Origin of the sequence: Streptomyces sp. PA03-3a, from assembly GCF_033792735.1 — a bacterium.
Classification (GTDB): domain Bacteria; phylum Actinomycetota; class Actinomycetes; order Streptomycetales; family Streptomycetaceae; genus Actinacidiphila.
The window spans coordinates 242564-255159 of sequence record NZ_JARAVM010000005.1 but is presented as its reverse complement, the minus strand read 5'-3'; the positions used below and the strand labels follow the sequence as shown (position 1 = coordinate 255159).

Genomic DNA, 12596 nt, shown 5'->3' with positions numbered 1-12596 from the left:
CCAGGTGCTGGCGGTGCTGGGGTGTGTCCGCCGTTCGCCGTGCTTCCATCCCGTCAGGAGGCACACATGATGCGTGAGGACCGACAGCAGGACACCCACCCGCAGGCGGGTGCGTCACGGCGGCATCTGCTCGCCGCGGCCACTCTGGCGCCGTTGCTGGGCGGGGCGATCTCCGCGTGCGCGCCCACCGGGACGTCGAAGCAGCACAACCACCCGTCGGTCATGCCCGTGCGCACCGCCCTGACGGACTGGAAGGAGGTGGCCCTCGCGCTGGGACGGACGGGCGACATCAGGCGCGAGTTCATGTACCACACGGGTCTGCCGCGCCGGGACCTCACGGTGGTCTCGCAGGGCGTCACCGTCAAACCGGGGCTCGCACTGGGCTCGCACGTGTCCTTCGTCCGCTACGCCGACGGGAACACGCTGCTGATGGGCGACGTGGTGGTCACCGAGAAGGAGATGCAGTCGTTCGCCGACGTGCTGCACGAGCGCAAGATCGAGCAGACCGCGATCCACAAGCACCTGCTGTCGCAGGACCCCGAGATCTGGTGGTTCCACGTCCACGCGCACGGCAAGGACCCCGTGGCCATCGCCAAGGGCCTGCGCGCGGCGCTCGACCGGACCGGCGCCCCGCCCCCGGGACGGCCGGACCACTCCGTACCGCGCCAGCTGGACATGGACACCGCCACCATCGACAAGGTGATGGGCGTCAAGGGCGGCATCGACGACGGGGTCTACAAGAACACCTTCGTGCGCCGGGAGACCATCACCGACAACGGCATGGTCCTGCCGCCGGGCCTCGGATCCACCAGCGCGATCAACTACCAGCCGCTGGGCAACGGCCGGGCCGCGGTCAGCGGCGACTGCGCCATGATCGCCAGCGAGGTCCAGAACGTCCTGGCGGCCCTCCGGAAGGCCGGGTGCCAGCTCGTCGAACTGCACAACCACGGGCTCGTGGACGAACCGCGGCTCTTCTTCGTGCACTTCTGGGCCGTGGGTGACGCGGTCAAGCTCGCCAAGGGGATCCGCAAGGCGTTGGACGCCACCAACGTCAAGGGGATGGCGGTGGAGATCGGCTGACCACGCGCAGCCGGTGGCTCCGTGTGACCCGGCCGCCGCTCCGCGCGGGACACCCGCTGCGGACGCGGCGGTCGGCCGTGTCTCCCCCCGGTGTACCGTCTCGGCAGGCGATCGGGGGACGAGGATCATGGCGAGACGGTGGTACACCGCCCTGGGTGTGAACCTGCTGCTGGGGATTCCGGGCGTTGTCCCGCTCTGGATGCTCTGGTACATCGCCTCCAACTGGCCGCTCGCAGAGCTCGGGTTGACCGTTCACGAGCCGACGGAGAACGACGGCGTCATGCCCGCGCTGGTGCTCTGCGGGCCCGTCGTCCTCCTGTTCGCCGTGCTCTGGTGGTTGGCGAACCGGCCTCTCGCCGAGCGGACGGCACTCACCGCGGGCGGCTACTGGCTGCTCAGCGTCTCGGCCACGCTCCTGCCGACGGCGGCGCTGTTCGCCAACTCCTGATCCCCCGCCGGTGCGCGGGCCGGGTCAGGCCGGCGTACGGACGCCGGGCTCCGCCGCGGCGGGCCTGGGGGCGACGCGGCGGCGGCGGGTGGGGATGCCCATCGTCGGGTTGGCGACGCCCCAGGCTGCGCCCTTGCAGACGAGTTCCTTGTAGACGGCGGCAACCCTCCCGGTCATGGCCGCGCCGACGGCGCGGTCGTCGGCGGTGACGAACTGGATCAGGCCCTCCTTGCGTCCCAGCGAGATGCACTGGTTGAAGTACCGCAGCGGCATGTCGGGGAGCTTGCCGCCGGTCAGGCGGGCGGCGATGGCGTCGGCGGCCTGCCAGGCGGTGGGGATGCCCGAGGCGCACGACATCCGCAGCGGCTTGCCGCCGGCGCCCGTCGCCATGGCGGCGTCGCCGATGGCGTAGACGTCCGGGTGGGAGACCGAGCGCATGGTGGCGTCCACCACGATCTGCCCCGTGTCGGTGGTCTCCAGGGTGGTGGCCCCGGCGATGGGGTGGACGGCGAAGCCCGTGGTCCACACGGTGACCGCGGCGGGGAGCGAGGTGCCGTCGGCGGTGGTGACGCGGTCGGGCTCGACGGCGGTGACGGTGGTGTGCTCGTGCACGGTGATGCCGAGCCGGCCGACGACCTTCCGCAGGTGCCGGGCGCCCTTCGGCGAGAGCCAGTCGCCGAGGCCGCCGTGGGCGGCGAGCGCGACGTCGAGGTCCGGGCGGGCCTCGGCGATCTCGGTCGCGGCCTCCAGGCCGGTGAGGCCGCCGCCGACGACGAGGACGGGCCGTCCGGCCTCCAGGCCGGCCAGGCGCTCGCGCGTGCGCAGCGCCCCGGCGCGGCCGGCGATCTCGTGGGCGTGCTCGGCGGCGCCGGGCACGCCCTGGTCCTTCCAGCCGCTGCCGAGCGCGTAGACGAGGGTGTCGTACGCCAACTCCTCGTCACCGTCCGCGCCGTGGACGGCGACGGTGCGGCGGTCGGCGTCGACGCCGGTGACCTTCGCCGCCTTCAGTTCGACGCCGGTGCCCGCGAACATCTCGCCGAGGGGCCGGGGCGTGAGGTCCTGGCCGGCGGCGAGCTGGTGCATGCGGACGCGCTCGACGAAGTCGGGCTCCGCGTTGACAAGGGTGATGGCGACGTCCTCGCGGCGCAGCCGCCGGGCGAGGCGCCCGGCGGCGCTGGCTCCGGTGTACCCGGCTCCGAGGACGACGATGCGGTGCTGCATGTCCTGGCTCCTGTCTGCTCTCCAGCGGATTCGCCACTTGAACCGGGCGGCCCGCCGTTTCCTGACAGGAACGTGATGTGAAGCACGTCACACGGGGATCGGAGGGGCGTCAGAAGGCGTGGAACAGGGGTTCCCCGTGGTCGCCGGCCGCCCATCGCCGGGTGGCGCGTTCGAGCTTGTCGGGGTTGACCTGGTTGCGGACGGCCGCGACGCCGTCGGCGGTGACCTCCAGGCACATGACGCCGACGACCCGGCCGTCGACGACCGCCACGACGGCGGGGTCGCCGTTGACGTCCGCCGCGTGGACCTCGGCCGTGCCGCCGACCAGGGCGCGCTTGGCCGCGCCGGGCGTGAACAGGCCCCGCAGGAACTTCGCGACGGCGAGGGCGCCTTCGAACGCCTTCGCGCGGGCCGGCACCTTCCCGCCGCCGTCGCCGACCGCGACGGCGTCCTGGGTGAGCAGCCGCACCAGCGGCTCGGTCCGGCCGCTGGTGGCGGCCGCCAGGAACTCCTCGACGACCCGCCGGGCCGCCGCCTCGTCGATCCCGGCGCCGGTCCCGCGGGCCCTGCCGTCCGCGACGTGCTTCTTGGCACGGTGGTGGATCTGCTGGCTGGCGGCCTCGGTGATGTCGAGGATCTCGGCGATCTCGCGATGCGGGTACGCGAAGGCCTCCCGCAGCACGTACACCGCGCGCTCGTTGGGGGTGAGGCGCTCCAGCAGGACGAGGACCGCGTAGGAGACCGATTCGCGCTGCTCGGCGGTGTCGGCCGGGCCGAGCATCGGGTCCCCGGCGAGCAGCGGTTCCGGGAGCCACTCGCCGACGTAGGTCTCGCGCCGTGCCCGGGCCGAGGTGAGCTGGTTGAGGCACAGGTTGGTGAGCACCTTGGTCAGCCACGCCTCGGGGACGTCGACGCGGTCGACGTCGGCGGCCTGCCAGCGCAGGAACGTCTCCTGCACGGCGTCCTCGGCTTCGCTCGCGGAGCCGAGCAGACGGTAGGCGACGGCCTCCAGACGGGGCCTGGACGCCTCGAACCGTTCCACGTCGTGCGGGGTCAGGGCCATGGCCCGGATCCTAGCCCGCGCGCGGCTGTGAGTCAGTGGCCGGCGTCGAGGCGGACGACGGCGCCGATCTCGACGAGCCGGTCGGGCAGCGCCAGGTCGGACACGCCCGTCACGGTGCCGGTGGGGCGGTGGTCGCCGCTGTACGCGGCGTGCGGGCGGGCGACGGTGTCGAAGTGGTCCCGCAGGCCCCGTGCCAGGACGGTGGTCTCGACGATCTGGTCGGACGGGCCCCGAAGCGCTCCAGCACGCGGTCGAGGTTGCCGAGGGTGGTCCTCATCTGCGGTTCGAAGTCGCCGGTCCCGATGAAGGTCCCGGCGCTGTCGTGGGACAACCGCCCCGAGATGGAGAGCGTTTCGCCGGCCCCGACGGTCACGGTGTCTCCTCGTCGTCGACCGGAACGGCCCCGCGCGCGGGGGCCGACAGCTGGGACCGGAACCGCCGTGGGGTGTGACAGGAATGACGCGAGCGCGGCGCCGGCCGGAGGGCCGTGGCTTTCGTCACGGGTCCTCCGGCCGGGTGGGGCGTGCCGCGGTGGCCGCCAGGGGCGGCGAGGCCTCAGCGGAAGGGGAAGAACCCGCCGAAGCCCCCGACGGGGACGACCACGGGGACGACGACGGCGGGGACGAAACCGCCGTAGAAGTTGTTGCCGTAGAACCCGTTGCCGCGGAAGCCGCCGATGCCGCCGAAGCCGCCGCCGCCCTGGACGTAGTTCGTCACGGCTGACTGAGGGGCGATGGAGGTCACGGTCTGCGGTGCCGCTTCGGCGGTGCCCGCCGCGACAAAGGCGAGCATCGGTGCCGCGAGCGCCGCGGCGACAGTCCGGCGGACGGTGATGTTTGCGCGCATGTCAATCTCCTTCGTACGGGAAGATTGGTGGACAACGGCCGTGCCATTTCCGACCGTCGTCGAACCGGCTTCGTGTGCCTGGAGCCGGTAGGACGAGGGGCACGTGACCCACGCGTTCTCGCTCACCGGGCAGGGACGCCGTGATGCAAGGCGGCAAACGCCGAGGAAACGACCGTGACACGGGTGGGGCCCGGAGTCAAAAGAAAGCGCCGCGCCTCAGCGTCATCGGGGCCGCTTTTCCGCAGGTCAGAGAGCGTGTGATCGGCTCGCCGGAAATCTTCGGGCCGCCTGGGAGGGCGGTCACGCACGAGCATCCCATGGCCATTACACGGGGTCCGGGGTCACCCTCCGTGGCCGCCGGTCCCAGCCGTGCCGTCGCCGGCCCACGCCATGCGATCACCGGCTCCCGCTCCCCGGGCACCGTCCGGCGAGGACCGTCCGATGCGGACCGTCCGGAGCCGACCGCCCGGAAGGGCCGAGGGGCCGGTCGCGCGGCGAGTCGTGCATGGCGCCGACCCTTCCATGCTTGACGCGTCAAATAAATAGCCCTATGTTCGGTTGACGCGTCAAGCATGAATGGAGCAGGGCGGGCTCCGCACCGTCGCCCAGGTGCCCGCCCGTGCAGTCCGCGCACCTCGCGCGGCCCGCAGGATGAGGAGTCACGACCATGGCACAGCCGCACGGCGAGGAACTGCAGGCGATCCTGGAGCGTCAGGCAGAGCTGAGGGACCGTTACCTCCTCCCGGCCGGGGAACGCCCCGCGCCCACGACGCAGGGGGTCCACCACGCCGCGTTCATCGCGCGGGACGTCGAGGAGACCATCCTCTTCTACCGGGACGTCCTGGGCCTCCCACTGGTGGACCTGATGGAGAACCGGGACTACCGCGGGTCGACGCACTTCTTCTTCGACATGGGCGCCGAGAACATGCTCGCCTTCTTCGACTTCCCGGGCCACCCCCACCCCGACTACGCGGAGACGGTCGGCGGCGGCCACCACATCGCGCTGTCGGTCACGCCCGAGGTCTTCGCCACCGTGAAGGAGCGCCTGGAGGAGAAGGGCATCGCGTACGCGGCCTTCCCGACCGAGGTCGCGGACAGCATGTTCCTGGCCGACCCCAACGGGCTGAGGATCGAGCTGATCACGGAGCCCAAGGGCTACGCCCTCGGCGAGTACATCCTCTGACACGAGCGATGCGGGCAGCGGGCGCCGAACGCCGGCCGAAGGGGCGGAGGATCACCTGACAGCCGTCGGTCCGGCCCCCGCACGCGCCGGGCCGCGGCCCGGACCGCCCCGCTCCCCCGGCTCCGCGGTGGAACACCGCGGAGCCGGGCACTTACGCCCCGCACCCACGCCCCGCGCGGCCGAGACCTGAGAACCCACGGAACTCGAACTCCGCTGCGATGAGGCCGACTTCGGCCCGCCGGCGGACACCCGGTGCGCCGGTACGGCCGGCCCGAGCCGTGGCGGCCGGGGAGAACTCCCGCGCGACGTCGCGTCGGTGGAGAGCGCGCAGGACACCATCGCCAGGCGCCGCCCATCGCGCCCGCGTCAATTGGGATGCGCCGGCGTACGGGGCCGGGTAACGTCCCCGTCCGACGCCTTCCGATGCGCCGTGCCCCGGTTACTTCCTGCGAACAAGTACACACCGGTGCACACCCTTGATCTCGGGAGGCGCCGCCTTCGCGTGGCCGGGCGATTCCGTGACCGCGCGTGCCCCGTTCCGCGTGTGTTCCCGCCGCGCGCCCTCCGACCGCCACCCTCCAGGGGGACATCTGCATGACCCGGTTCAACCGTCAGCGGGCCAAGACCGAGGCCAGGGAGGAGATCCGGGCCGAGATACCGGGCGTCACCGCGGGCGGTGCCACCTCCCCGCTCTCCCTGCACGGCCGCTGGGTCGTGGCGCCTCCCCGGTCCGCAGGGGCCGTGCTGCGGACGGTGTTCCCGCCGCCCGGCCGCAACCACGAGGCGGGAGCCGGATACGCGCGGGAGCCCAAGGCGGAGCTGTTCCTGCTCGCCGTCTCCCACATGGCCGGTCAGAACAGCTTCTACGAGGGCGCCGGGTCCCGCGACGACCGCTACGTCCGCCTGGTGCGGCGACTCGCCGTCGAGGACCCGCAGTGGACTCTCGGTCTGCTGCGCTGGCTGCGCACACAGGCCCACATACGAACGGCGTCGGTGGTGGGCGCGGCCGAGTTCGTCCGCGGCAGGCTGGACGCCGGGGCCGCGGGCTTCTCCCGGCAGGCCGTCGAGGCCGTGCTGCAACGCCCGGACGAGCCGGGCGAGTTGCTGGCGTACTGGACCTCCCGCTACGGGCGGAGGCTGCCGCAGCCGCTCAAGCGCGGGGTCGCGGACGCGGTGCGCCGGCTCTACACCGGCCGCGCGCTGCTGAGGTACGACACCCCCTCGCACGACTTCCGCTTCGGCGACGTACTGGAGCTCACCCACCCCGCCCCCGCGACCGGCCGTCCGTGGCAGGGCGGGCTGTTCCGGTACGCGCTGGACCGGCGGCACCGTCCGGACCGCGCCGTACCGCCGGCCGGGGAACCGCTCCTCGCCGCGCACCACGCGCTGCTCTCCGTACCGGTGGAGCGGCGGTACGCGCTGGTCACCGGGGCGGACGGGGCCGAGCGGCTGGCCGCGGCCGGGATGAGCTGGGAGGCGCTGGCGGGCTGGCTGCAGGGGCCGCTGGACGCCGCGGTGTGGGAGGCCGTGATCCCCTCGATGGGGGCGATGGCGCTCGTCCGCAACCTGCGCAACTTCGACCTCGCCGGGGTCGGCGACGAGGCGGCCGCGGAGGTGGCCCGCCGGATCTCGGACCCCGCCGAGGTGCTCCGCTCACGGCAGTTCCCGTTCCGCTACCTGGCCGCGCACCGCAACGTGCCCTCGCGCCGCTGGGAGGAGCCCCTGGAGAGGGCCCTCGGGCACTCGCTGGCGAACGTGCCCGCGCTGCCCGGCCGGACGCTGGTCCTGGTCGACCGTTCGGGCTCGATGTTCGACCGGCCGAGCGCGGACACCGAGCTCAACCGGGCCGACTCCGCCGCGATCTTCGGCACCGCGCTGGCGATGCGGGCCGAACGGGCCGACCTCGTCCAGTTCGGCACCGGCAGCCTGCGCGTCGAACCGGCGCGGAACGAGTCCGTCCTGCGGGCGCTGGACCGGTTCGGCGACCTCGGCGGCACGAACACCGCCGCCGCTGTCACCCGGCACTACGCCGGGCACGACCGGGTGGTCGTGGTCACCGACGAACAGGCCTTCTGGTCGCCCCTGGGCGACCCGATGGGCGCCGTCCCGAAGCACGTCCCGGTGTACACGTGGAACCTGGCGGGGTACGCCATGGGCCACGCCGCGACCGGGCCGCACCGGCACACCTTCGGCGGCCTCGCGGACGCGGCGTTCCGGCTGATCCCGCTCCTGGAGGCGGGGCGGGACACCTCGTGGCCCTGGGACCCCGCCGCCGTCACGGACTGACGGGCCGGGTCAGGCCTTCTGCCCGGGCTTCGCGGTCTGCTCCGGCTGCTCCGGATTCGCCGACTGCGCGTCCTTGCCGCGCAGCGCCTTCTCCACGGCGTCCCGTACCCGGCTGTCCTCGCGCTGCTTGCGCCGTACGCGGCCGCGGCGCCGGAGGACGATCGCGGCGGCGACGGCCGCGGCGAGCAGGACGATCAGCAGGAGCAGGATCCAGGGCACGGCCCAGCCGTGGGCGGTGGCCTCGACCGGGTCCAGGGGGTTGATGGAGCCCGACGCGTCGGTGAGCATCGGGGTGAGGGTGGCGGTGGCGGTCAGGCTGACCGCGGGTGCCACGCCGTGGACGGGCACCTTCACCTTCCAGCTCTCCCCCGGCAGCAGCTCCGGCGGCGCGGCGATGTCGCCGGCCTTCGCCCGCAGCCATCCGAACGGGCCCGCCACCGAGACGGACTGGCGTGCCGACAGCATCGCGTTGCCGGTGTTGTGGATCGTGTACGTGACGGTGGCATCGCCCGTGCCGAAGGGGTTGGCCGGGCCGCTGTAGTCGACGTGGAGGTCCTCGACGGCGAGCTTCGGCTTGAGCGCGCCGCTGACCCGCAGCTTGACGCGGATGCCCAGGCGCCGGTCCACGTTGATGCCCTGGGCCTCGTCGGACTGCTTGAGCGAGGTCAGGATGCCGCCGACGTAGTCGCCGGGGGTGGCGTTGTCCGGGACGGTGACGGTGAAGGGGATCTCGGCGGTCTTGCCGGGCTTGATGACGACGCTGTCGCGGTCGGCGTGGACCCAGGCGCCGATCCCGACGGACTTCTTGTCCTTGGTGAGCAGGTCGAGCTGCCCGGTGTCGGTGGTGTAGCCGTCGGACGCGTAGAGCGCGAGCCGCAGCGGGGCGGTGCTGCGGTTGGCCACGACCATGGCGTCCTTGACCTGTCCGCCGGGGTTCGCGGAGTAGCTGTAGCTGGACCGGTCGTCGCCGAACGCGTTCGCGGCCGTCCTCACCGTCCAGGTGACATCGCCGTCGGCCGCCCGGGCGGGGCCCGCGTGGAGGCCCACGAGGGCGAGGGCCGCGAGCAGGACCAGGACGGCGGTGCGGGCGAAGGGCGTCGTGCGGCGCGGTGCGGACGGGAGCATGTCGGGGTTCTCCTGGAGCGGGAGGCGGGGCAGGCACCGACGGTGCCTGCCCCGCCGTCAAACGGGTACGGTCAGCTGCTGAGCGCAGTGATCGTGAGGGTGGCGCGGTAGCCGCCCTTCTCGACGCTGTCCGGGATCTTCAGATCCAGGTCGGCGCCGAGCTTGGCGGAGCCCCGCGGGTGGCCCTGCTCGGCGGAACCGAGGCCGCGCGAGACGGACAGGCCCTGGCCGTGGTCGTCGTAGCCGGAGTTCACCGGGTCGCCGGCCTTGGCACCGGCGCCGCCGTCCAGGACGTACGGCGTCCAGCCGAGGTAGGAGCCGGAGAACGTCTTGTCGGCGTCCTTGAAGTCACCCACGTTGGCCGAGATCGACCAGGGGGCGAGCGAACGGCGGCTGTCGGAGACGAGGATCGGGTTGATCTTGCCGCCCGCGACGAAGTGGTCGCCGTCCTGCTCCTTGGCGGTACCGAGGTCCACCAGGCCGTTGTAGCCGTCGATGGTCCAGCCGAACTCGCCCGGGGCCGGGTTCGGGACGTCGACCTGCAGGTCCTGCTTGTCCCCGTGGTACGGGTGCACCGTGACGTCGTCGACGTGCGAACCGACCGGCTGGTCGGCGCCGTTGGCGGCGCTGCGGATGTTCTCGACCACGAGCTTGTCGTTGCGCACCTGGACCTTGACGTAGGTGCGGACGTGCTCCTGGTTCTGGACCGAGTTGTACCAGTAGCTGTTCGGGTTCAGCGGGTCGGCGCCGTTGCCCGCGCCGCTGGTGCCGCTGCTGTCCGGCTTGGTGATGTCGTAGTACTTCGAGCCCGAGGCGGAGTTGGCCGTCACGTAGAGGACGCCGCCGGGACCCGGGTACACGTCGGAGGCGCCGGGCTGCTCGGCCGGGTTCTCCTTCTCACCGTTCTTGATCAGGTAGCTGCGGGAGTAGCTGTGGTCGTGGCCCTGCAGGACCAGGTCCACCCCGAGCTTGGAGAACGTCGTCGGGAAGTCCAGACGACGCTGCTTGTTCTCGCTGTCCTTGGCGTGCGAGGCCGGCGAGTAGATCGCGTGGTGGTAGACGAGGACCTTCCACTTGGCCTCGTTGCCGTGCTTGTTGATGACGTCGGTCACGTAGTTGACGTGCGCCGCGTCACCGCCGCCGTTGGCGGAGTTGTAGCTGTTGCTGTTCAGGTCGATGAACAGGACATCCTTGTAGATGTACCAGTAGTCACCGCCCGACTTGGTGCCGTCCGGGTTCCCGTTGTCGTAGTACGGGGCCGAGCGGTCGGTGTTCGGGGTGGTGAAGTGCTGCTCGTAGGCCTTGCCGCCGACGTCGTGGTTGCCGATGGTGGCGGCCCACGGGTACTGGCGCAGTCCGTCGGGAGCGAGGAAGGAGTTCCACTGGGACTCGGTGTTGGCCGTCTCGACCTGGTCACCGCCCGACACCAGGATCTCGGCGTTCGGGTTGGCCCGCAGCGAGACGTCGACCGTGTCCTGCCAGCCGGCCTGGTCGGCGGCCAGGTTGCCGGACGAGCCGATCTGCGGGTCGCCGTAGAACAGGAAGTCGTACTCGCCCTCGAAGTCCTGCGTCTTGAAGGAGTACGTGGAGGACCAGTTGCCCTCGCTGCCGACGCGGTAGGAGTACTGGGTGTTCTCCTTCAGGCCGGTGATCGTCGCGTGGCGGTTGAAGCCGCCGCTGGTGGCGATGTTCGCCGCGCCGATGGCGTCGAAGGTGGCGGAGCCGGCCGGGAACTGGCCGTCGGTCACCTGCGCGGTCGGCGCGACCTGGATCTGCTGCGCCGTGTCGGCGGAGGAGTACCACGTCACGGTGCGCTGGGTCTCGTTGGCGCCGACACCGAGGACGATGCCGCTCAGGGTGGCGGTGTCGGCGGCGGACGCCGAGGTCACCAGCCCGTTGCCGAGGGCAACCGTCAGGCCGAGGAACGCCGCGGTGGCCCCGGTGGCCACACGGCGCCGCGCGGACCCGGAGGTCCGCGAGGAGTTGCTCGATCTCATCTTTGTCTTTTCCTTCTGTGCACGAATCGTGTGCATCGAGTGGAGACCCCACGCTGACCTCGGCAGGTAAAGCGAACATAAATGCGAGCCACGCGAAAGTTGAACTTCGCACGAGCCCTGGACGGAGTCTCAGAATCCGGACACTCGTTGCACGAACCACACCAGGCCCATCACGGACACCCCTGCCGATATCCCGCCCGTGGCCCACAGCCCGGCCCGCGCCGAGCGCCGGCGCAGCACGATCAGCAGCGGGAAGACGAGGGCGATGATGGCCAGTTGGACCGCCTCGATGCCGACGTTGAACACCAGGAGGGACCACAGCAGCGTCCACGACCACGCCTCGTCGATCCCCAGCGCGCCCGCGAAGCCCAGGCCGTGCACGAGTCCGAAGCAGAACACGACGCCGAGGCGGGTCCAGCCGGCCCGGTCCAGGCTGAAGTGCCCCTGCCCGGGTGCCTCCAGCTCGGTCGCGTGGTCGCCGCGCCGCCAGATCCGCCACAGGTACCAGCCGGCGACCACGGCGATCGACAGCGCGATGACGGGCTCCACGATCCGCGCGGGCACGTCGACCGCACCCAGCGCGGCGAGCATGAACGTCACCGAGTGCGCCAGGGTGAAGCTGGTGGCCGCCAGCACGATCTCGCGCGGCCGCCGCGAACCGGCGATCAGGGCGAGCAGGAACAGGATGTGGTCGATCCCGGTCAGCAGGTGCTCGGCGCCGAGCCGGAAGAACTCCCAGAACCGCTCGTACCAGGACTGGCCGAGGGAGAAGGACGGGTGCTCGGCGTCGAGCGCGGCACTGCCCGAGCTGCCGTCGAGCGCGTACGTGACGATGGTCTTGGTGCCCTTGACGTAGCCCTCGGAGTCGGGGAACAGTCCGCTGCGCACCTCGCGGTCCTCGCCCTGCGGGCAGTTCCAGTCCACCCGGAGGGTGGCGTACGGCACGCCCTCCTGCCGGCCCATCGTGAAACCGCCGGCCGGGGTCGCGGCGCAGGGCTTGCCGCCGGAGGTCACCGAGAAGCGCTCGGTCGCGTACGCCACGGCCGACTTCGCGTGCGCCTCCAGCGCCGCGGCCTGCGCGGCGGAGTCACCGGCGTCGAACGCGGCGGTCCCTTCACGGAAGAGGGTGTCGTCGTGCTGGTAGTCGGCGGCGGACACGACGAAGAGGTCGTACTCGAGCTTCAGGGTGGTCCGAATGCGGCCTCCGTCGGCCGGGGCGACGTCCACGTAGACGGTCGAGGTGAACCCGTGCGCGAACGCGGACTGCTGCCCCAGGCCGAGGAAGGCGATCACCGCCGCGATGATCCCGACGAGGCTGCGGCGGAGGCGATGTGACATGTGGCTCCT

Annotated in this window: 10 protein-coding genes; 4 read left to right on the top strand and 6 right to left on the bottom strand. The window is 71.9% G+C overall.

The features are described from left to right. The first annotated feature begins 66 nt into the window (after positions 1-66). Complete coding sequence (locus PV342_RS08350) at positions 67-1080, top strand: DUF1259 domain-containing protein (protein ID WP_018556809.1); 1014 nt, start codon at positions 67-69, stop codon at positions 1078-1080. A 127-nt stretch (positions 1081-1207) separates the two neighbouring features. Further along, positions 1208-1528: a hypothetical protein gene (locus PV342_RS08345; protein ID WP_400809366.1), complete on the top strand. Its 321-nt coding sequence runs from the start codon at positions 1208-1210 to the stop codon at positions 1526-1528. A gap of 24 nt (positions 1529-1552) precedes the next feature. On the opposite strand, the gene PV342_RS08340 is transcribed toward PV342_RS08345, so the two are convergent. The 3 genes from PV342_RS08340 to PV342_RS08330 form a co-directional block, all read right to left on the bottom strand. Further along, on the bottom strand, positions 1553-2749 hold the full coding sequence (locus PV342_RS08340; RefSeq protein WP_500316359.1) for an NAD(P)/FAD-dependent oxidoreductase: 1197 nt from the start codon (positions 2747-2749) through the stop codon (positions 1553-1555). 109 nt (positions 2750-2858) lie between these two features. Further along, positions 2859-3812: an RNA polymerase sigma-70 factor gene (locus PV342_RS08335; protein ID WP_400809358.1), complete on the bottom strand. Its 954-nt coding sequence runs from the start codon at positions 3810-3812 to the stop codon at positions 2859-2861. A gap of 555 nt (positions 3813-4367) precedes the next feature. Continuing rightward, entirely contained in the window at positions 4368-4658 is a 291-nt protein-coding gene (locus PV342_RS08330) for a hypothetical protein (protein WP_018556805.1), read from the bottom strand. A 667-nt stretch (positions 4659-5325) separates the two neighbouring features. Between PV342_RS08330 and PV342_RS08325 the strand changes: the two genes are divergently transcribed. Both PV342_RS08325 and PV342_RS08320 read left to right on the top strand, forming a co-directional pair. Next, a complete protein-coding gene (locus PV342_RS08325) occupies positions 5326-5841 on the top strand; it encodes a VOC family protein (RefSeq protein WP_391578118.1) in 516 nt (171 codons plus the stop codon). Between the two features lie 594 nt (positions 5842-6435). Continuing rightward, positions 6436-8127 carry a TROVE domain-containing protein gene (locus PV342_RS08320; RefSeq protein ID WP_500316357.1) on the top strand — a complete coding sequence of 564 codons (1692 nt, stop codon included), beginning with the start codon at positions 6436-6438 and terminating at the stop codon, positions 8125-8127. A 9-nt stretch (positions 8128-8136) separates the two neighbouring features. On the opposite strand, the gene PV342_RS08315 is transcribed toward PV342_RS08320, so the two are convergent. From PV342_RS08315 to PV342_RS08305, 3 genes are all read right to left on the bottom strand, one after another. Further along, complete coding sequence (locus PV342_RS08315) at positions 8137-9252, bottom strand: WxL protein peptidoglycan domain-containing protein (protein WP_500316356.1); 1116 nt, start codon at positions 9250-9252, stop codon at positions 8137-8139. 71 nt (positions 9253-9323) lie between these two features. After that, a complete protein-coding gene (locus tag PV342_RS08310; RefSeq protein WP_386993584.1) occupies positions 9324-11249 on the bottom strand; it encodes a purple acid phosphatase family protein in 1926 nt (641 codons plus the stop codon). 129 nt (positions 11250-11378) lie between these two features. Next, entirely contained in the window at positions 11379-12587 is a 1209-nt protein-coding gene (locus PV342_RS08305) for a HupE/UreJ family protein (protein WP_400809342.1), read from the bottom strand. Positions 12588-12596: the final 9 nt, after the last annotated feature.